The organism is Streptomyces sp. NPDC051578 (assembly GCF_044454045.1).
Lineage (GTDB): Bacteria > Actinomycetota > Actinomycetes > Streptomycetales > Streptomycetaceae > Streptomyces.
In genome coordinates, this window is sequence record NZ_JBITDH010000001.1 from 1551284 (window position 1) to 1569831 (window position 18548).

Consider the following 18548-nt stretch of genomic DNA (forward strand, 5'->3'; position numbering starts at 1 on the left):
ATACGCGGATTATCCTGGCGGGAAACACCCCATCACGTCTTACGGAGCCGGACTTGTACTTCACCGATCGCGGCATCGAGGAGCTGGAGAAGCGGCGCGGCGAGGAGGAGGTCACCTTCGAGTGGCTCGCCGAACAGCTCCGCACCTTCGTCGACCTCAACCCGGACTTCGAGGTCCCGGTGGAGCGCCTGGCGACCTGGCTGGCCCGCCTCGACGACGCCGAGGACGACGAGTAGCCACCCCCGCGTACGCCGAAGGGGCCCGACCGTCAGCGGTCGGGCCCCTTCTGCATCGGGCTGCTCCATCGGGCCGGGGCCCGGATCAGGCGGCCTTGGTCTCCCAGAAGATGCGGTCGATCTCGGCGATGAGTTCGAGGGCCTTCTGGCCGGTCGCCGGGTCGTTGGACGCCTTCGCGGCCGAGAGGGCCTTGAGGGTGTCGTTGACCAGGGTGTGCAGCTGGGGGTACTTCTCGAAGTGCGGCGGCTTGAAGTAGTCGCTCCACAGCACCGAGACGTGGTGCTTGGCGAGCTCGGCGCGCTGCTCCTTGATGGTGATGGCGCGCGCGCGGAAGTCGGCGTCCTCGTTGGCCTGGTACTTCTCCTGAACGGCCTTGACCGACTCGGCCTCGATGCGGGCCTGGGCCGGGTCGTACACGCCGCACGGCAGGTCACAGTGGGCGGAGACCTTCGCCTTGGGGGCGAAGAGGCGGGTAAGCATGGAGTTGGTCCTCCTCGTGATCGTCTTCTCAAGGGCGAGATTACTCGCTCGGCATGCGGAATTCGCGGGCGGCCCCGTGGGCTTCGGACAAAAGTCCAGCGTCGTACCGGCGGCGGTGAGCGAACCTACGGCGGTGTGCGGCAGCATGCGGGAGGAACGAGGAGGTCGTACATGGTGGACAGGGCGCGCCGGGGCGGGCAGTTCGGGCTGGCCGAGGTGTCGGGGCCCTCGATGGTCCCCACCCTGCTGCACGGGGACCGGTTGCTGGTCCGCTACGGGGCGCCCGTGCGACCGGGAGCCGTCGTGGTGCTGCGCCACCCCTTCCAGCAGGACCTGCTGGTGGTCAAGCGGGCGGTGGAGCGGCGGCCGGGCGGCTGGTGGGTGCTCGGCGACAACCCGTACAACGAGACCGGTGACAGCACCGACTACGGGACGGTGCCCGAGGAGCTGGTGCTGGCGACGGCCGTGCTGCGGCTGCGGCCGCTCCCCGCAGGTCAGCGTTCGCTGAGGGCGCGGCTGTCCTGGGCGGTTTCGGCGCTGCGGCCGCTGCGCGCGGACTCCTCGGCCTCCAGGCGCTTGCGGGCCCGGTAGGCCGCCACGTTCGCCCGGGTGGCGCAGCGGTCGGAGCAGTAGCGCCGGGACCGGTTGGTGGAGGTGTCGAGGTAGGCGTTGCGGCAGGGCGCCGCCCGGCACAGGCCCAGGCGGTCGGGGCCGTGCTCGGTGAGGTGGAAGGCCAGCCCGAAGGAGGCGAGGGCGGCGTATCCCGCGGAGGCGTTCGAGGGGTGGTCCGCGAGGTGGATGTGCCAGTGGGGGCGGCCGTCCTCGCCGAGCGAGTCGTGGCCGGTCACCTGGGGGCTGACGGGGAACTCCATCAGCAGGGAGTTCAGCAGGTCGACGGCGAGTACGTGGTCGCCGCCGTCGGCGGCCTCGAAGACCGAGCGCAGCCGGCCCCGGACGTTGCGGAAGCGGGTGACGTCAGCGTCCGTGACGCGGCGTGCGGCCTGCACCCCGGCGCCGAAGAGGGCGCGTACGGCGTCCACCGAGGTGAGGGAGTCCTTGTTGCGGGCCGGCTCCTCGGTGTTGACCAGGCGCACGGCGTAGTCCGAGTAATGGGCCAGTTCCACGTCGAGTCCTTACGGCTGCGGATGAGGTCCCGGTAACGGCTGAGACAGCTACAAGGGTATTACGGTCGCGGGGGTGCGCCGGGCAGCGCGGAGGGGCGGTACGGGAATCCGTACCGCCCCTCGCACAGCGCTCGTAAAGCGCTCGGTGATCCGGCGGCCGCCGAAGCGCCCGGCGCAGTTACAGCACCTTGGACAGGAACGCCTTCGTCCGGTCGTGCTGCGGGTTGCCGAGGACCTCGCGCGGGTGGCCGGATTCGACCACCACACCGCCGTCCATGAAGACGAGGTTGTCGCCGACCTCGCGGGCGAAGCCCATCTCGTGGGTCACGACGATCATCGTCATGCCCGATTCGGCCAGGTCCCGCATGACGTCCAGGACGTCGCCGACGAGCTCCGGGTCGAGCGCCGAGGTGGGCTCGTCGAAGAGCATCAGCTTGGGCTCCATGGCCAGCGCGCGGGCGATCGCCACGCGCTGCTGCTGGCCGCCGGACAGCTGGGAGGGGTAGTTCCCGCCCTTGTCGCCGAGGCCGACGCGGTCGAGCAGCTTGACGGCGCGCTCGCGCGCCACCGCCTTGCTCTCGCCCTTGACCTGGACGGGCGCCTCCATGACGTTCTCTATGGCCGTCATGTGCGGGAACAGGTTGAAGCGCTGGAAGACCATGCCGATCTCGCGGCGCTGCGCTGCGACCTCGCTGTCCTTGAGCTCGTAGAGCTTGTCGCCCTTCTGGCGGTAGCCCACCAGCTGCCCGTCCACCGACAGGCGCCCGGAGTTGATGCGCTCCAGGTGGTTGATGCACCGCAGGAAGGTCGACTTGCCGGAGCCGGACGGACCGACCAGGCAGAAGACCTCGCGCGGGGCGACTTCGAGGTCGATGCCCCGGAGGATGTGGGCGGCGCCGTACGACTTGTGGACGCCTTCTGCCTTGACCATCGGCTGGGCGGTCATCGCGCGACCTCCGTACGGCGGAACATGTTGAGGTTGGCACGCAGGCGCTGGAACGGCGTCGGCGGCAGGCTCCGCGTGGAACCTCGGGCGAAGCGGCGCTCCAGGTAGTACTGGCCGACGCTGAACACGCTGGTCAGGGCCAGGTACCAGACGGATGCCACGAACAGCATCTCCATGATGGCACCGGCCGTGTTGCCGATGTTGGACGAGGCCCGCAGGAGTTCCGTGTACTGCACCGCCGAGACCAGTGAGGAGGTTTTCAGCATGTTGATGAACTCGTTGCCGGTCGGCGGGATGATCACCCGCATCGCCTGCGGCAGCACGACACGGCGCATCGTCTTCGTCTGGGGCATGCCGAGCGCGTGCGCGGCCTCGGTCTGGCCCTCGTCGACGGACTGGATGCCGGCCCGGACGATCTCCGCCATGTAGGCACCCTCGTTCAGGCCCAGGCCCAGCAGGGCGACCATGAACGGGGTCATGACGGCGACGGTGTAGTTCTTGTAGATCGGCCCGAGGTTGATGTACTCGAAGATCAGCGACAGGTTGAACCACACCAGCAGCTGGACGTACACCGGGGTGCCGCGGAAGAACCAGATGTAGAGCCAGGAGACGGCACTGGTCACCGGGTTCTTCGAGAGGCGCATCACCGCGAACACGATGCCGAGCACCAGGCCCAGCGCCATGGCGGCGACGCTGATGAGGATGGTGTTCCACAGGCCGCCGAGGATGGCCGGGTCGAACAGCTTGTCCCCGACCGTCCCCCAGATGACGTTGCCCTGGGAGAAGGCGTAGACGAGCCACGCCAGGAGCGCGACGACGATGACACCGCTGACCCAGCGGCCGTAGTGCCGTACGGGAATTGCCTTGATCGCCTCGTACGGGGTTCCCGAGGCGCCGGGTCCGGCCGGCGGGGTTGCGGCCGGACCCTTGTCGATCTTGTCAGTCACAATGACTGCCCTTCAGTGGAGCGTGGAGCGCGGGACTTACTGACCGGCGTTGACCGTGGCGGACTTCACGGCACTGTCCTGCACGTTCCACTTCTCCAGGGCCTTGGCGTAGGAGCCGTCCTTGATGGTGGCGTCGAGGGCCTGCTTGAGGGCGTCGCGCAGCTGCGTGTTGTCCTTGCTCACGCCGATGCCGAAGAGGCCGACGCCGGTCTGCTGGCCGGCGATCTCGAAGTCGTTGCCGCCGCCCGAGGTCTTCACGGTGTACGCGGCGACCGGGTAGTCGTTCAGGTCGGCGACGGCGCCGCCGGCCTTGACGCGGGTCTGCGCCTCGGCGTCGGTGTCGAAGGCCTGGATGGTGAGCTTCTTGTCACCGCACTTCTCGGCCTGCTTCTTGAACTCGTCCTCGTACGTCGTTCCGCGCTGGACGGCGACGGTCTTGCCGCACAGGTCGTCGAGGGTCTTGATGCCCTCGGGGTTGCCCTTCTTGACGAGGAGCGAGAGACCGGAGGAGAAGTAGTCGACAAAGTCGATCCCCTTGCCGATCTTCTGGCCCTTGTCGTCCAGGCCCTCCTGGCGCACCTTGTTGTCCGTGATGGAGGACATGATCGCGTCCTCGCGGCCCGTGTAGATCGAGGTGATCAGGCCGTCGAAGGTGCCGGCGGTGAACTGGACCTTCACACCGAGCTGCTTGGCGAGCGCGTCCGCGATATCGGGGTCGACACCGACGATCTTGCCGTTTTCGACGAACTCCATCGGGGCGTACGCGGAGTCGGTGCCGATCTTGAGGACACCGGCGTCCTGGATCTTCTTCGGCAGGGCCGAGAAGAGCGGGGCGCTGCTGGACTTGGTGCCCGAGGAGGCGGAGTTCCCGGAGCCGCTCTTGGTCTGGTCGCCACAGCCGGTGAGGATCAGGGCGCCGGCGACCGCGATCGCGCCGACCGCGGCGATCCGGGACCGTGCGGCGGTCGTACGACGGGTGGTGCTTGCGGTCATGAGCTGGTTCCTCCGGCAGTGGGGAAAAAAGCATCCGAGAACGGTCGGGGCACGCACCATCGAGTGCAGCGACCTGTGTGATTACGGCATCTTGCCATTCGGACTGCGACATTCAGGGTGGTCGTCAGGTCAAAATCGGATAACGGGCCACCCGGGGTTCCGATCAGGACTGCGGCTGCGGGGCCGTGCGGCCGCACTATGCACTGCGGACCGGGTGTTTGGCCGCAGTTTTTACGGTGGGTCTCGTCTATCGGACAGTAACGTCCGGACTTTTCGGTGAAACCGGGGCAAGAGACCTGCGAACGTGAGGCAATCGACTCGTCCGGGGGCCCGTTTTTCAGGTAGAACAGATCCTTACACCCCTCATCCGGGGCTCAGGGCGCGTGTGCGGCGCGCCCGCGCGTACGAAACCTCCCCTTCGCGGAGGCGGGACGAACCCGTCGATGCGGAGACGGACGCGGTGCCCGCCCACCCCTTAACCAGGAGTGGCCACCCTCAACGATTAAAGACTTAAGGGGTCAAACAAGTGGCAGCGGAGATCGTCAATCCTCGCAGCGACAGCGTGACGGACAACAACCCCGACGCGGTGTTCGCACTGCACCGGGGCGGCAAGATGGCCGTGCAGGCCACCGTGCCGGTCCGCGACAAGGACGACTTGTCCCTCGCCTACACGCCCGGCGTGGCGAAGGTCTGCAGCGCCATCGCGGAGAACCCGGAACTCGTCAACGAGTACACGTGGAAGTCCAACGTGGTCGCCGTCGTCACCGACGGCACGGCCGTGCTCGGCCTCGGGGACATCGGTCCCGAGGCCTCCCTCCCGGTGATGGAGGGCAAGGCCATCCTGTTCAAGCAGTTCGGTGGAGTGGACGCGGTCCCGATCGCGCTCGCCACCAAGGACACGGACGAGATCATCGAGACGGTCATCCGTCTCGCGCCGTCCTTCGGCGGGGTCAACCTGGAGGACATCTCCGCGCCCCGCTGCTTCGAGATCGAGCGCCGGCTCCAGGAAGCCCTGGACATCCCGATCTTCCACGACGACCAGCACGGCACGGCCATCGTGACGCTGGCCGCCCTGCGCAACGCGGCGAAGCTCACCGGCCGCACCCTCGGCGACCTGCGCGCCGTGATCTCGGGTGCGGGCGCGGCCGGCATCGCCATCGCCAAGATCCTCGTGGACGCGGGCATCGGCGACGTGTGCGTCACCGACCGCAAGGGCGTCGTCTCGGCGGACCGCTCGGACCTGACGGACGTCAAGGCCGAGATCGCGGGCCTGACGAACAAGACCGGTCAGTCCGGCCCCCTGGAAGCGGCCCTGTCCGGCGCGGACGTCTTCATCGGCGTCTCCGGCGGCACGGTCCCCGAGGAGGCGGTGGCGACCATGGCGAAGGACTGCTTCGTCTTCGCCATGGCCAACCCGAACCCGGAGGTCCACCCCGACGTCGCGCACAAGTACGCGGCGGTCGTGGCCACCGGCCGGTCGGACTTCCCGAACCAGATCAACAACGTGCTGGCCTTCCCGGGCATCTTCGCGGGCGCCCTCAAGGTGCGCGCGACCCGGATCACCGAGGGCATGAAGATCGCCGCCGCCGACGCCATCGCGGGCGTCGTGGGTGACGAGCTCGCCGCCGACTACGTGATCCCCTCCCCGTTCGACGAGCGCGTCGCCGAGGCCGTCGCGGCCGCGGTCGCCGCGGCGGCGAAGGCGGACGGCGTGGCCCGCCTGGCCTGATCGCCGCTCCGGCGCGAAGCACGACCCACGGGCAAGGGCCCGGTCGGATGATTTCCATCCGACCGGGCCCTTCCCGTTGCACTCGGACCTGTCGCGGACGCACCCTCCTGGCCCCCGAACCGGGAGGGGTCGCCGCGCCTGTCGTGTGGCCGGGCGCACGGCGGAGCGGCGTACGGCCACACGAAGAGGACCGCGGCGCAGATGACAGGCTGCAGACGACAGCCCGCAGATGACAGGCTCATGGCGAGCGCGCCGCATGGCCAGAATGTTACCCCCGCCGACGGGCTCGAATGGCATTCCGGTTGACCACCGGCCACCCCCAAACCGACTGGTACGAGTGGAAGTTGAGGGATGGACTACTCCTTCCGCCTGGATACGGCGGATGGCCCGTTCCAGACGCGTGAAACCCCCTGTTCGGTTCCCGCGAGTGGCGAGGGGTGTTCACGGTCACTGCGACGAAGGCCTCACCCGCCGCGCCCCGACGGGGGTGGCCCCTCGCGCTACCGGGCGGTAGCGTCGCGGCATGTTCGCTGCCTATGCCGCCCGAATCGACCGCGACCAGCCGCTGAACGGCCTTGAACTGGGCGAACGCCCGGCTCCCGGGGCCCGCCCCGGCTGGGTGACCGTCAACGTCAAGGCCGCCTCCCTCAACCACCACGACCTGTGGTCACTGCGCGGGGTGGGCCTCGGCGAGGACAAACTCCCCATGATCCTCGGCTGCGACGCCGCCGGGACCGACCAGGACGGCAACGAGGTCGTCCTGCACTCCGTCATCGGCCAGAGCGGCCACGGGGTCGGCCCGGACGAGCCGCGGTCGATCCTGACCGAGCGCTACCAGGGGACCTTCGCGGAGCAGGTGACCGTCCCCGCCTGGAACGTGCTGCGCAAGCCCGCCGAGCTGTCCTTCGAGGAGGCCGCCTGCCTGCCGACGGCGTGGCTGACGGCCTACCGGATGCTGTTCACCAACGCGGGCGTGCGGCCGGGGGACTCGGTCCTCGTCCAGGGCGCGGGCGGCGGTGTCGCCACCGCCGCGATCGTCCTCGGCAAGGCGGCCGGCCTGCGGGTCTTCGCCACGAGCCGGGACGAGGCGAAGCGCAAGCGCGCGGTGGAACTGGGCGCGGTGGAGGCGTACGAGCCGGGTGCGCGGCTGCCGCAGCGGGTGGACGCCGTCATCGAGACGGTGGGCGCGGCCACCTGGTCGCACTCGGTCAAGTCCCTGCGCCCCGGCGGCACGCTGGTCATCTCGGGCGCGACGAGCGGGGACCGGCCGGCGCACGCCGAACTGACGCGGATCTTCTTCCTGGAACTGCGGGTGGTCGGCTCGACGATGGGCTCGAAGGACGAGCTGGAGGACCTGCTGGCGTTCTGCGCGGCCACCGGTGTACGGCCCGTCATCGACGAGGTCCTCCCCCTGGACCGCGCCCGCGAAGGCTTCGGAAAACTCGCCTCGGGCGACCTCTTCGGCAAGATCGTCCTCACGGTCTGACGCCCCCGCTGCCGGAGCGGCCCCGCCGACCGCCACCGGCTCACGGCCGGGGCGGAGCCGCCGCTACCGGCTCCGCGCCAACCCGGCCCCGCCGGGCGGTCGAGGCGCCGGACCCCTGGCGGACCGCCCGCCGGACCCCGGCCGACTGGAGCCCCGTGGGGGCCCCGGACGGAGTCCGGGCGGGAGTGGGTCCAGGAAGCCGCGAGGGCGGCGATGGGGCACCCGCCGGGGCTTGCCCGAGCCGGGGCGGCCGGAGCCGGGGCTTGCCCGAGCCGGGGCGGCCGGAGCCGGGGCTCTACCCCGCAGCCGCGGGAGGTGCCTCCACCGTCGGCAGGGGTACGCGGGACCCTCTCGTCGCGGCACCGGACGGCGCGGGCCGGGCCGGTGGGGTCCGCACGGGCCGGCCCGGACCGGGGGGACGCCCGGTCGGCGGCTACGCCCGGTCGGGGGCTACCGGTCGGCGGCTACGCCCGGTCGGGGCGGAGCGCCGCCGTGACGCGGGCCGCCGCCGCGGCCAGGTGGGCGCGGGCCTCGGCCAGCTGCGCCGGCGACACCCCGTGGTCCCGCGCCGCGTCGCGGACGTCGTCGCGGAAGCGGTCCAGCAGCCGGTCCAGGTCCCGCACCGGATCGGCCGTCGGGGCCAGGTCATCGGCCCACCCCGCCTCCGCCGACGGAGCGCTCGGCCGCCCGGCCTGCGCACCCGCACCTCCGTGGCCACCGGCGCCACCCGCGCCGCCCAGCCACGCCCCCGCGAGACTTCCCAGCACGCCGCCCGACTTGGCGAACTGCTCCTGGAGCTGGCTCGCGATGCGCTGGACCTCCTCGCGCGCCCGCTCCTGCGCCTCCTTCGCCTGGCGGCGCGCCTGCTGCGCCTCCTCGCGCGCCCGGCGGCTCTCGTCCTTCGCCCGCCGCGCCTGCTCCTTCCACTCCGCCTTGGCCTTGCGGAGTTCCTCCTTGGCCGCCTTCCAGCCCTCGTCCTCGCCGTGCGTGGCCGTCGCCGAGGCCGCCGCGGCCCGCATCTCGCGCCGCAGATCCCCCGCCGCGCCCCGGACGTCGTCCCGGATCTCCGCGGCCAGTTCGGAGACGGAGTCGCGGATCTCCAGTTCCAGGTCGGCGAGTTCGCCGCCCCGGTCGGCGAGTTCGGCGCGGCCCGCATCGGTGATGGAGTACACCTTTCGCCCGCCTTCGGTAGCGTGCGTGACCAGTCCCTCCGCCTCCAGCTTGGCGAGTCGCGGGTACACGGTGCCCGCGGAGGGCGCGTACAGCCCCTGGAAGCGTTCCTCCAGCAGCCGGATCACCTCGTACCCGTGGCGCGGGGCCTCGTCCAGCAGCTTGAGGAGGTACAGGCGCAGGCGTCCGTGAGCGAAGACGGGCGGCATGTCAGAGCACCTTCTTGTCGAGCGCGAGCGGGGTGGGGGCCTCGGGGCCGTCGGCCGCCGGGCGGCGCAGCAGGGCGATGGCACCGGAGACGGTGGTGGCGCGCAGCGTCCCGGTGCCGGCGCCGAGCGTGCCGGTGATCCGCTTGGCGGCCCACTGGCCGGTGACCCGCAGGTCCTCGAAGGCGTTGGAGACGCCGCCGGTGGCGGTGTTGGCCTCCACGCGGGCGTCGGCGGGGTGCGGGAGGCGGATCGCCACCTGTCCGGAGACGGAGTTCAAGGTGATGTCGACGGGCCGCGTGTCGGCGGGGTCGAGCACGAGGTCGATGAGCATGTCACCGCTGACCGAGTCGGCCCGTACGCTGCCGCCCGCGCCGTCGACGACGGTCAGGCCGCCGGAGACGGAGTGGAAGCCGAGCTCGCCGTGCACGGACTGCGCCTCGACGCTGCCGGACACGGTGTTGGCCTTGACCTTGCCGGAGAGCCCGACCAGCGTCGTGTCGCCGCTGACGCCGTTGACGTCGGTGGCGCCGCTGATACCGGAGACGAAGACGGCCGCGCTGACGGTGGCCAGCTGGACGACGGTGGCGGCGGGCACGGTCAGGGTGACGGTGGCGCTGCGCTCCCAGGCCTTGCGGCCGTCGGCGGAGCCGGTCCAGGCCTTCCAGGGCTTGCCCTCGAACCACTTCTTGAAGCCCTGGGAACCGTTCCAGGGCAGGTCTTCGTAGGAGAGGGTGAGGGTGCCGCCGTCCTGTACGACGTGCAGGGGCGGCCCCTCGACCTCCGCCACTTCGAGGCGGGCCGGGCCGTCGTCCGCCGCGGCGACAACGTTCACGGTGCCGCCGACGACGCGGACGCGGAGTTCGGTCACCGGCTGCTCGAAGGTGAGCTTCTGCGGTTCGGCGACGGACCACGTCATCTGCTCTGCCATGGTTCTGATCCTCCTCGGGGGCGCACCAACGGGGCTCGACGCTCGCAACATATCGCGTCTTCTAAGAACACGATATATCGCGGATCGGGGAAGTCAAGCAGCCGACACGCGGATCCGCCGCTACCCGGGCACGGGTGCACGCCAATACGCCCGCACGCCGGTACGCCCGCACGCCGGTACGCCGACACGCGCACGGGCAGCCCGAGGGCCGGACGGAGTCCGGGGAAGCGGGAGGGGAGTGCGGGGAGTGCGGGATGCGGGAAGGAACGGGCCTACGCGGCCAGCAGCGGGCTCGCGTGGTGGTGCAGCCACGCCCGGTAGGGCGGGGTCCGCAGGGCGGCTTCGCGATAGGCGGCGCGAAGGTCCTCGTACACCTCGGCATGGGCGCCCGGCCGGCTCGCCAGCAGCAGCCGCACGGCGAGCGGGTCGCCGGACAGTGGCCGGATCGCCATGTCGTCGCGGGGGCCGGAGGTCGGCTGGCAGGGGGCTACGGCCTCACCGGAGATGATCAGCGAGGTGGCGGTGTGGTAGTCGGCGTGCAGCACCGGCGGGTCCACCCCGGCGCCGGCGAAGACCCTCCGCAGCCCGTCCCACTCGCCGTCCACGGACGGGTCGACCGTCCAGCGGTCGGCGGCGAGCTCCCGTAACTCCACCACCGGCCGCCGCGCGGCGGGATGGTCCCGGGACATGGACACGAACTGCGGCTCCCGCTCCATCAGCACGCGCAGTTCCAGCCCTGGCGGCACCCGCAGCGGACACCCCTCGACCTCGTGCACGAACGCCACGTCCAGCTGCCCCGCGTCCACCATCCGCAGCAGGGCGTTGGCCGACACGTCGACCACCAGCGACGTCTCCGTCTCGGGCGAGCGCCGGTGCAGTCGGCGCAGCCACCCGGGCAGGGCCCGGCTGGCCGTGGAGCCGATCCGCAGGCGCGGCCCGCGGGCCACCGCGCGGGCGTCGGCCACCAGGGCGGCCATCTCGGCCAGCAGCGGGCGCGCCCGCCCCAGTACGGTGCGCCCGAACGGCGTGGGCCGGCAGCCGGTCCGTTCGCGGAGGAACAGCTCCCCCTCCAGGGCCCGTTCGATCCGGCGGAGCTGGGTGGTCAGGGAGGGCTGACTCACGCCGAGCTCCCGCGCGGCCTTGTGCAGGCTGCCGGCGTCGGCGATGGCGCACAGTGCGCGCAGATGCCTGACCTCAAGCTCCATGACCAGAGGGTAGGGCGGCCCCGGTCGGCCGCACCAGCCACCGGTATCCCCCCGAATCCCGCCAATTTCGCGGAAGTTGGCCTACCGAAAACCTACCGATAGCCCGGTGTTATCGGTGGCTGACATCATCCGCCGAGCGGTGACGCTCCCGCAGACTCCGGTACCGAACGACCCACCCCCCACACCGGATGAGTAGGAGCTCCCCCACATGCGCCACTCCCGTACGGCCGTTCCGGCCGCCGCCGCAGGTCTCGTGCTGGCCGCCGCCCTGGCCGGTATCGCCCCCACCGCCAGCGCCGCCCCCGCCCCGTCCGGCAACACCGCGAGCTACGCCGCGTACGAGCGGTCGCCCGAGAACCAGGCCGCCAACCGGGCCTTCTTCGAGGCCGTGCAGCGCTCGGTGGCCGAGCAGCGTGCCGCGAACCCCGGCCTCATGTCCGTGACCGTCACCTACAACACCCGCAACGCGCCGAGCTTCCGCACCGTCATAGCCCGTTCCACCCAGATCTGGAACGGCTCCGTGTCCAACGTCAAGCTCCAGGAGGTGTCCTCGGGCGGGAACTTCTCGTACTACGAGGGCAACGACTCCCGGGGTTCGTACGCGAGCACCGACGGCCACGGCCGGGGCTACATCTTCCTCGACTACGCGCAGAACCAGCAGTACGACTCCACCCGCGTGACGGCCCACGAGACCGGGCACGTGCTGGGGCTGCCGGACCACTACTCGGGCCCGTGCAGCGAGCTGATGTCGGGCGGCGGGCCGGGCACCTCGTGCACCAACCCGTACCCGAACAGCACCGAGCGCTCCCGCGTGAACCAGCTCTGGGCGAACGGCCTCGTCGCCTCGGGCCTGGGCACCAAGAGCTGACCCGCCGGGCCGACCCGCCGACGCGACCCGCTGGACCGACCCGCCGGGCGAACCCCTCGGGCTGACCCGCCGGGCTAACCCGCCGAGCCCTGGTACCGGGGGCAGTCGGGGTCCGCGCACGGCCCCGGCCCCCAGTCCGGTACGAAGATCCCGAGGGACTTGCGCCGCCCGACGATCACCCGCTCGACGGGGCGCCCGCAGACCGGGCACGACTCCTGCTCGTGCCCGGCCTGCGCGGCGTCCGCCGCACCCGCACGCTGTCGTTCTTCACCGGCCATACCTCCACGGTAGGCCGGTTCGGCGCATCCGTCGGGGCGGGCGCCGACGGGGGCGGCGCGGGGCTCCTCACGGCTGCGGCTTGCGCCACATCGGCCACATCAGCGGCCCGTCCGGCAGCCGTACCGCCGTGCCCGTGAACCGCCACCCGAGCCGCTCGTACAGCGCCTTGCTGCGCTCGCTGCTGGCTTCCAGGTACGCCGGTACGCCCTCGCGGTCGCACCGCTCCAGCACCGGCCGCATCAGTTCCGTACCGAGCCCCTCGCCCTGCCGCCCCGGCGCCACCGCGATCATCAGCAGGTACTCGTGCTCCTCGGAGGTGGGGTGCACCTCGCCCGTCAGCCGGCCGACCAGCTCGCAGCGCTCGTTGTCCGGGTCGGCCACCGCGCGCATCATCGCCGGGACGTCGTCCTCGGCGTCCCCCTCGTGGTCCCCGGCCGGGACCCGCAGCCACAGCGCCGCCGCCGAGCCGTCGGCCGCGTAGTCGATCCGGCCCTCGGCCAGCGCGACGTCCACGAACACGCCGAGGAACTTCCCGTGCACCGCCGCCCGGTGCGCCGGGTCCGGGAAGACCCAGCTGCTCACCGGGTCGTCGCGGAACGCCTCGTCCAGCAGCCGGGCCACCGCGTCCCGGTCCGACTGACCCGCCCTGCGTATCTCCAGCACCACGGAACCCACCCCTCGCTCACGTTTCAACAACAGTGAGTGATCCTAGAGTTGGGCCCCGAACGCGGACAGGGCTGTTCCGGCACCATGCGGTGCCGGAACAGGCCTGTCCCCCTGCGGGTCCTACGAAGCCACCTGGGGGGACGGAGTCACCTGGTGCCGCCGGGTCACCTGGTGCGGCGCGTGACGAACTCCGCCAGTGCCAGCAGGCCGCCCGCCGCCCCGAGGTCCGGTACGGCCCGCGACAGCTGCTGCACCGCCCGGCCCATCCGGTCGGCCGCGTGGGCCTGCGCCCAGTCGCGGCCGCCCGCCCGCTCCACCGCGTCGGCGGCCCTGCGTACGTCGTCCCCGGTCATGGGGCCGGCGTACAGATCGGCGAGCTCCGCCCCGGCCGCGGTGCCCGAGGTGAGGGCGGCCACGACGGGCAGCGACTTCTTGCGGGCCATCAGGTCGGCCCCGGCGGGCTTGCCGGTGTGCCCGGGGTCGCCCCAGATGCCGATCAGGTCGTCGATCAGCTGGAAGGCCAGCCCGGCCTCCCTGCCGAAGCCGTCCATCGCGTCGGCCTCGTCCGGCCCCGCCCCCGCGTACAGGGCGCCCAGCGCGCAGGCGCAGCCCAGCAGGGCCCCGGTCTTGGCGGTGGCCATCGTCAGGCACTCGTCGAGGGAGACGTCCGCTCGCTGTTCGAAGGCGCAGTCCGCCTGCTGCCCCGCGCACAGCTCGATGACGCAGGCCGCGAGGCGGGCGGCCGCCGCCGCCGAGGCCGGGTGCGGGTCCTCCGCGAGCTGTTTCAGCGCGAGCGCCATCATGGCGTCGCCCGTGATGAGCGCGTCCGGTATGCCGAACACGGTCCAGGCCGTGGGCCGGCCGCGCCGCCTGGCGTCCTTGTCGATGATGTCGTCGTGCAGGAGCGTGAAGTTGTGCGCGAGTTCCACGGCCACCGCCGCGCGGACGACGTCCTCCTCCTCGCCGCCCGGCCCGCGCAGGGCCCGCATCGCCGCGAGGACCAGGGCGGGGCGGATGGCCTTGCCCGGGTTGCCCACGGCGGGGGTGCCGTCCGCGTGCTCCCAGCCGAAGTGGTACATCGCCACGCGCCGCATGGAGCCGGGCAGGAGCTCGACCGTCCGGCGCAGTCGCGGGTTGACCGTCTCCCTCGTCCGTTCCAGCAGGGCCGCCGCTTCCTGGCCCTCGCCCGTGGTGACCGCACTGGTCGTCGCCATGGTGTGTCCCGCCGTACCCCGAGCCGGCCGGCTCAGCGCCAGCGGCCGATCTCGACGTTCTCGAGGATGCCGAGCGCGTCCGGCACCAGGACCGCGGCGGAGAAGTACGCGGTCACGAGGTAGGAGATGATCGCCTGCTCGTTGATCCCCATGAACCGCACCGACATGCTCGGCTCGATCTCGTCCGGGATGCCCGGCTGGTGGAGGCCGATCACGCCGGAGGCGTCCTCGCCGGTACGCATGCACAGGATCGAGGTCGTGCGGGCGTCACTGACCGGGATCTTGCTGCACGGGAAGATCGGTACTCCGCGCCAGGACGGCACGCGGTGGCCGCCGATGTCGACCGCCTCGGGGTAGAGGCCGCGCTTGTTGCACTCGCGCCCGAAGGCCGCGATGGCCTTGGGGTGGGCCAGGAAGAGGTTGGAGTCGCGCCGCATGCTGAGCAGCTGATCCATGTCGTCCGGGCTGGGCGCGCCGTCGTGCGGCTGGATGCGCTGGTCGTAGTCGGCGTTGTGGAGCAGGCCGAAGTCCGGGTTGTTGACCATCTCGTGTTCCTGGCGCTCGCGCAGCGCCTCGACCGTGAGCCGCAACTGCTGCTCGGTCTGGTTCATCGGCTGGTTGTACAGGTCGGCGACGCGCGTGTGGACCCGGAGAACCGTTTGTGCGATGGAGAGTTCGTACTCGCGCGGGCGCGCCTCGTAGTCCACGAAGGTGCCGGGGAGGACGGCTTCGCCCTGGTGTCCGGAGGAGAGCTCGATGGCGGCTTCACCGTGCGTGTTGGTGCGCTGGGGCGGCAGCGAGCGCTGCGTGTCCACGTGCGCGCGCAGCGAGTCGACGCGGTCGGCGAGGAGCTGGAAGTCCTGGCGGGTCAGGACGAGCGCGGTACCGGAGGTGACCGCTCGGGCGGTGTACTCCCAGATCGCCTCCTCGTCGACGAGGGCGTCCTCGCCGAAGAAGGCGCCGTCGGCGACGGTGCGCAGCACCGCGTCCTCGCCGTAGGGGCCGGGGCCGACCTGTTCGATGCGGCCGTGGGCGAGGAGGAAGACCTTGTCGGAGGGGCTGCCGAAGGAGGTCAGCTCCTGGCCGGGCGCGAAGTCGACCTGCTGGCAGCGGGCGGCGAGTTCGGTCAGGACGTCGAGGTCCTCGTAGTCGCGCAGGAGCGGCAGTTCGCCGAGCTCGGCCGGGATCACCTGGACCTGGGTGCCGGTCTTGATGAACTCCACGATGCCGTTGCCGACGGAGTAGCTGAGGCGGCGGTTGACGCGGTACGTGCCGCCCTGTACCGACACCCACGGGAGCATCTTCAGCAGCCACCGTGAGGTGATCTCCTGCATCTGCGGCGCGGACTTGGTCGTGGTTGCCAAGTTCCGCGCGGCCGAGGTGCCGAGGCTCCGCTGGGGGCTCTGCGCCTGGACCTCGGACTCGGAACCTGCCTGGACCGACATGTGTTTCCCTTTCGATCACTCCATGGATCTGCGGGTCCAGCTTTCAGCACAGGACGTAGTGGGACCATTACACAAAAGGGTGGGACTACTCCGTCCGCGGGATGGGCACTGTCATGGGCCGTTCCGGCGCACGCACCGCCGCGCGCCCGCACCGCCGTACCGCGGCGGTCGGGACGGTTGGCCGGATCCGCTCGCTCGCCGTACGAAGCCCCTAGCCCGGAAGGAACGCTTCCATTACACCGGTAAGTGACGGTGCGCGCACGCAAGGTGACCGCACCGCGCGTACTGCGAAGGAGGCGGCCATGTCCGCACCCATGTCCGCGGACCGGTTCATCGAAGCATTGCGGGACGAGGGCCTGACCGTGGTGGAGGTCGGAGCCTGGCGCACCCACAACCGCAACCACAAGGGGCCCTGGGGCCCGGTGCACGGCGTGATGATCCACCACACCGTCACGCACGGCACCGCGTACACCGTCTCGCTCTGCCGCGACGGCGACGAGGAGCTTCCCGGCCCCCTGTGCCACGGCGTGATCACCAAGGACGGCCGCGTCCACCTGGTCGGCTACGGCCGCGCCAACCACGCGGGCGCGGGCGACTCCGACGTCCTGGCGGCGGTGATCGCGGAGAAGCGCCTCCCGCCGGACCACCAGGCCGACACCGACGGCAACCGCTACTTCTACGGCTTCGAGTGCGAGAACCTCGGCAGCGGCGACGACCCGTGGCCGCAGGTCCAGCTGGACGCGATGGTCAAGGCGGCGGCCGCGGTGTGCCGGGTGCACGGCTGGCACGAGGGCTCGGTGATCGGCCACCTCGAATGGCAACCCGGCAAGATCGACCCGAAGGGCTTCACGATGAACTGGTTCCGCGCCCGCGTGGCGGACCGGCTCACGTAGGCGCCCCCAAGGGCCGTCCCGTCACCGGAGCGGCCACGCGGCGCCGGCCCCTGGTCGTGTGACTCACGGCATGGGCGGGGCACCCCACACGCGGAAGCGCAGCAGGGTCCCTGAACCCTGGCGAGCAGCTGTCGGGGCACGGTCAGCCGAGGTACGGCGGGACGGCGCTCCAAGAAGTCTCGGAGGCGCAGGCGTTGGGTGTGGTGCATGGGCAGCGCGTCGAGATCGGCCGGCGCCACGAACCGCAGTTCCGTGCTCTCGTCGGAGAGGGACAGTTCCCCGCCCGTGACGCGGGCCGTGAAGCAGACGTTGAACTGTCGCCTGACCTCGCCGTCGCTGTACTCGATGATGTGCCGGGGGTCCCTGTACGTGCCGACCAGCCCCGTGATCTCCACGTCGAGGCCGGTCTCCTCCCTGACCTCGCGGACGGCCGTGCCGGGCAGCGAATCGCCCAGGTCCATCCCTCCGCCGGGCAGCGCCCCCAGGTCGTTGTCCCGTCGCCGTTGCAGCAGGATGCAGCCCTCGCTGTCGCAGACCACCGCCGATGCGGCCACGACCATGCTGTTCGGCTCGGGCGCATGAGGATCGTCGTACTACTCGGTCCGGGCCATCGGGTCACTCCTCCACGGGACGGGCCGTCTCCCACACCGCGTCGATATACAGGCTGCCGGGCGACGGCGGGAAAGGCGGTCCAGCGGGTCGGCTTGGGCGCCGCTCATACGGCGCGGGGCGGGTGGGCGGGGGACGTCACAATGGGAGGTGTGAACCGCTCCGAGGATCCCCATGCGCTGTTGCGGCCGCGGCCGCCGTCTCCGGTGCAGGAGGTCCGCGACGAGCGGTTCGAGCGGTACGGGGTGCGCCTGGTGGTCAAGCGGGACGACCTGGTGCATCCGGAGCTGCCCGGGAACAAGTGGCGCAAGCTGGCGCCCAACCTGCGGGCCGCCGTGGAGGGCGGGTACTCCGGGCTGGTCACTTTCGGCGGGGCGTACTCCAACCACCTGCGGGCCACCGCCGCGGCCGGGCGGTTGCTGGGGATGGCGACCGTCGGGGTGGTGCGCGGGGACGAGCTGGCCGCGCGGCCGCTCAACGCTTCGCTGGCCCGCTGCGCCGCCGACGGAATGCGGCTGCACTTCGTCTCCCGCGCCGAGTACCGCCGCAAGGCCGAGCCCGAGGTGCTGGCCGGGTTGCTCACGGAGGCCGGCGCGGACGGCGCGTACCTGATCCCGGAGGGCGGCAGCAACGCCCTCGCCCTGCACGGCTGCGCGGAGCTCGGCCGGGAGCTGCGCGGGGCGGCCGACGTCGTCGCCGTCGCCTGCGGTACCGGCGGCACCCTGGCCGGCCTGGCGGCGGGGCTCGGGCCCGGCAGGCGGGCCATCGGCGTCCCGGTGCTGGCGGGCGGCTTCCTGGACGCGGAGATACGTTCCCTCCAGCGACGGGCCTTCGGCGGCCCGGCGGGCGACTGGACGCTGGCCGAGGGCTTCCACCACGGCGGCTACGCCCGGATCCCCGCCGAGCTGGAGGCCTTCGCCGCCGGGTTCGAGGCCCGGCACGGCATCCCCGTCGAGCGGGTCTACGTCGCGAAGCTGCTCTGGGCCCTGACCGCGCTGACCGGGTCGGGCGCCTTCCCCCGCGGCGCCACCCTCGCCGCGGTCGTCACCGGAGCCCCGGAGCCGACAGCCCCGGAGCCGACGGCCCCGGAACCCAGGGCCTGAGCCGTCACCGCCCAAGC

General features: G+C 71.5%; 19 protein-coding genes and 1 pseudogene. 7 read left to right on the top strand and 13 right to left on the bottom strand.

Annotated elements, in window-relative coordinates; translation table 11 throughout:
* The first annotated feature begins 53 nt into the window (after positions 1–53).
* Positions 54–236: a DUF6104 family protein gene (locus ACIA6C_RS06865; RefSeq protein ID WP_136215066.1), complete on the top strand. Its 183-nt coding sequence runs from the start codon at positions 54–56 to the stop codon at positions 234–236.
* A gap of 85 nt (positions 237–321) precedes the next feature.
* Here the strand turns inward: ACIA6C_RS06865 and sodN are convergent, their stop codons facing one another.
* The gene (gene sodN, locus ACIA6C_RS06870) at positions 322–717 is read right to left on the bottom strand and encodes a superoxide dismutase, Ni (RefSeq protein WP_190183382.1); all 396 of its coding nucleotides are present in this window, start codon (positions 715–717) and stop codon (positions 322–324) included.
* 171 nt (positions 718–888) lie between these two features.
* Here sodN and sodX point away from each other — a divergent pair, with 171 nt between their 5' ends.
* Complete coding sequence (gene sodX / locus ACIA6C_RS06875; RefSeq protein ID WP_399273412.1) at positions 889–1308, top strand: nickel-type superoxide dismutase maturation protease; 420 nt, start codon at positions 889–891, stop codon at positions 1306–1308.
* Here sodX and ACIA6C_RS06880 read toward each other — a convergent pair.
* The 4 genes from ACIA6C_RS06880 to ACIA6C_RS06895 all read right to left on the bottom strand — a co-directional run bounded on the left by ACIA6C_RS06880 (position 1212) and on the right by ACIA6C_RS06895 (position 4727).
* Positions 1212–1841 (bottom strand): CGNR zinc finger domain-containing protein, encoded by a 630-nt coding sequence (locus ACIA6C_RS06880; RefSeq protein ID WP_399273414.1) that lies wholly within the window; start codon positions 1839–1841, stop codon positions 1212–1214. The two genes, sodX and ACIA6C_RS06880, sit on opposite strands and share 97 nt — an antisense overlap.
* Before the next feature lie 178 nt (positions 1842–2019).
* Complete coding sequence (locus ACIA6C_RS06885; RefSeq protein ID WP_136215062.1) at positions 2020–2787, bottom strand: amino acid ABC transporter ATP-binding protein; 768 nt, start codon at positions 2785–2787, stop codon at positions 2020–2022.
* On the bottom strand, positions 2784–3734 hold the full coding sequence (locus ACIA6C_RS06890; RefSeq protein ID WP_361128784.1) for an amino acid ABC transporter permease: 951 nt from the start codon (positions 3732–3734) through the stop codon (positions 2784–2786). Before ACIA6C_RS06890 ends, ACIA6C_RS06885 begins: the two co-directional genes overlap by 4 nt.
* A 36-nt stretch (positions 3735–3770) precedes the next feature.
* The gene (locus ACIA6C_RS06895) at positions 3771–4727 is read right to left on the bottom strand and encodes an ABC transporter substrate-binding protein (RefSeq protein ID WP_361128787.1); all 957 of its coding nucleotides are present in this window, start codon (positions 4725–4727) and stop codon (positions 3771–3773) included.
* 526 nt (positions 4728–5253) lie between these two features.
* On the opposite strand from ACIA6C_RS06895, the gene ACIA6C_RS06900 reads away from it, so the two are divergent.
* Both ACIA6C_RS06900 and ACIA6C_RS06905 read left to right on the top strand, forming a co-directional pair.
* Entirely contained in the window at positions 5254–6456 is a 1203-nt protein-coding gene (locus ACIA6C_RS06900; protein WP_399273417.1) for an NADP-dependent malic enzyme, read from the top strand.
* 523 nt (positions 6457–6979) lie between these two features.
* Positions 6980–7942 (top strand): zinc-binding dehydrogenase, encoded by a 963-nt coding sequence (locus ACIA6C_RS06905; protein WP_399273419.1) that lies wholly within the window; start codon positions 6980–6982, stop codon positions 7940–7942.
* Between the two features lie 464 nt (positions 7943–8406).
* On the opposite strand, the gene ACIA6C_RS06910 is transcribed toward ACIA6C_RS06905, so the two are convergent.
* From ACIA6C_RS06910 to ACIA6C_RS06920, 3 genes are all read right to left on the bottom strand, one after another.
* The gene (locus ACIA6C_RS06910; protein WP_399273421.1) at positions 8407–9321 is read right to left on the bottom strand and encodes a helix-turn-helix transcriptional regulator; all 915 of its coding nucleotides are present in this window, start codon (positions 9319–9321) and stop codon (positions 8407–8409) included.
* A 1-nt stretch (position 9322) separates the two neighbouring features.
* Positions 9323–10249, bottom strand: coding sequence for a DUF4097 family beta strand repeat-containing protein (locus tag ACIA6C_RS06915; RefSeq protein ID WP_361128796.1), 927 nt, complete (start codon positions 10247–10249; stop codon positions 9323–9325).
* Between the two features lie 272 nt (positions 10250–10521).
* The gene (locus ACIA6C_RS06920; RefSeq protein WP_361128799.1) at positions 10522–11454 is read right to left on the bottom strand and encodes a LysR family transcriptional regulator; all 933 of its coding nucleotides are present in this window, start codon (positions 11452–11454) and stop codon (positions 10522–10524) included.
* A gap of 208 nt (positions 11455–11662) precedes the next feature.
* Here ACIA6C_RS06920 and snpA point away from each other — a divergent pair, with 208 nt between their 5' ends.
* Complete coding sequence (snpA, locus tag ACIA6C_RS06925; RefSeq protein ID WP_399273424.1) at positions 11663–12322, top strand: snapalysin; 660 nt, start codon at positions 11663–11665, stop codon at positions 12320–12322.
* A 74-nt stretch (positions 12323–12396) separates the two neighbouring features.
* Here snpA and ACIA6C_RS06930 read toward each other — a convergent pair whose 3' ends face one another.
* The 4 genes from ACIA6C_RS06930 to ACIA6C_RS06945 form a co-directional block, all read right to left on the bottom strand.
* Positions 12397–12600 (bottom strand): hypothetical protein, encoded by a 204-nt coding sequence (locus ACIA6C_RS06930; protein ID WP_366080701.1) that lies wholly within the window; start codon positions 12598–12600, stop codon positions 12397–12399.
* A 67-nt stretch (positions 12601–12667) separates the two neighbouring features.
* Entirely contained in the window at positions 12668–13267 is a 600-nt protein-coding gene (locus ACIA6C_RS06935) for a GNAT family N-acetyltransferase (RefSeq protein WP_399273426.1), read from the bottom strand.
* Between the two features lie 164 nt (positions 13268–13431).
* Entirely contained in the window at positions 13432–14481 is a 1050-nt protein-coding gene (locus ACIA6C_RS06940) for a family 2 encapsulin nanocompartment cargo protein polyprenyl transferase (RefSeq protein WP_399273429.1), read from the bottom strand.
* Positions 14482–14513: 32 nt separating this feature from the next.
* Entirely contained in the window at positions 14514–15926 is a 1413-nt protein-coding gene (locus tag ACIA6C_RS06945; protein WP_399273431.1) for a family 2B encapsulin nanocompartment shell protein, read from the bottom strand.
* A gap of 302 nt (positions 15927–16228) precedes the next feature.
* Between ACIA6C_RS06945 and ACIA6C_RS06950 the strand changes: the two genes are divergently transcribed.
* On the top strand, positions 16229–16819 hold the full coding sequence (locus tag ACIA6C_RS06950; RefSeq protein WP_399273433.1) for an N-acetylmuramoyl-L-alanine amidase: 591 nt from the start codon (positions 16229–16231) through the stop codon (positions 16817–16819).
* A gap of 142 nt (positions 16820–16961) precedes the next feature.
* Here the strand turns inward: ACIA6C_RS06950 and ACIA6C_RS06955 are convergent.
* Positions 16962–17379, bottom strand: a pseudogene (locus ACIA6C_RS06955) (NUDIX hydrolase).
* Between the two features lie 192 nt (positions 17380–17571).
* Between ACIA6C_RS06955 and ACIA6C_RS06960 the strand changes: the two are divergent.
* Positions 17572–18531: a 1-aminocyclopropane-1-carboxylate deaminase/D-cysteine desulfhydrase gene (locus tag ACIA6C_RS06960; RefSeq protein ID WP_399273435.1), complete on the top strand. Its 960-nt coding sequence runs from the start codon at positions 17572–17574 to the stop codon at positions 18529–18531.
* Positions 18532–18548 lie beyond the last annotated feature (17 nt).

What these genes read in the sequence shown, in the direction of transcription:
- ACIA6C_RS06920 (WP_361128799.1), bottom strand. Translation starts at nt 11,454, where the DNA reads ATGGAGCTTGAGGTCAGGCATCTGCGCGCACTGTGCGCCATCGCCGAC.
- ACIA6C_RS06905 (WP_399273419.1), top strand. Translation starts at nt 6,980, where the DNA reads ATGTTCGCTGCCTATGCCGCCCGAATCGACCGCGACCAGCCGCTGAAC.
- ACIA6C_RS06940 (WP_399273429.1), bottom strand. Translation starts at nt 14,481, where the DNA reads ATGGCGACGACCAGTGCGGTCACCACGGGCGAGGGCCAGGAAGCGGCG.
- ACIA6C_RS06910 (WP_399273421.1), bottom strand. Translation starts at nt 9,321, where the DNA reads ATGCCGCCCGTCTTCGCTCACGGACGCCTGCGCCTGTACCTCCTCAAG.
- snpA (WP_399273424.1), top strand. Translation starts at nt 11,663, where the DNA reads ATGCGCCACTCCCGTACGGCCGTTCCGGCCGCCGCCGCAGGTCTCGTG.
- ACIA6C_RS06895 (WP_361128787.1), bottom strand. Translation starts at nt 4,727, where the DNA reads ATGACCGCAAGCACCACCCGTCGTACGACCGCCGCACGGTCCCGGATC.
- ACIA6C_RS06950 (WP_399273433.1), top strand. Translation starts at nt 16,229, where the DNA reads ATGTCCGCACCCATGTCCGCGGACCGGTTCATCGAAGCATTGCGGGAC.
- ACIA6C_RS06945 (WP_399273431.1), bottom strand. Translation starts at nt 15,926, where the DNA reads ATGTCGGTCCAGGCAGGTTCCGAGTCCGAGGTCCAGGCGCAGAGCCCC.
- ACIA6C_RS06960 (WP_399273435.1), top strand. Translation starts at nt 17,572, where the DNA reads ATGGGAGGTGTGAACCGCTCCGAGGATCCCCATGCGCTGTTGCGGCCG.
- ACIA6C_RS06930 (WP_366080701.1), bottom strand. Translation starts at nt 12,600, where the DNA reads ATGGCCGGTGAAGAACGACAGCGTGCGGGTGCGGCGGACGCCGCGCAG.
- ACIA6C_RS06885 (WP_136215062.1), bottom strand. Translation starts at nt 2,787, where the DNA reads ATGACCGCCCAGCCGATGGTCAAGGCAGAAGGCGTCCACAAGTCGTAC.
- ACIA6C_RS06915 (WP_361128796.1), bottom strand. Translation starts at nt 10,249, where the DNA reads ATGGCAGAGCAGATGACGTGGTCCGTCGCCGAACCGCAGAAGCTCACC.
- sodN (WP_190183382.1), bottom strand. Translation starts at nt 717, where the DNA reads ATGCTTACCCGCCTCTTCGCCCCCAAGGCGAAGGTCTCCGCCCACTGT.
- sodX (WP_399273412.1), top strand. Translation starts at nt 889, where the DNA reads ATGGTGGACAGGGCGCGCCGGGGCGGGCAGTTCGGGCTGGCCGAGGTG.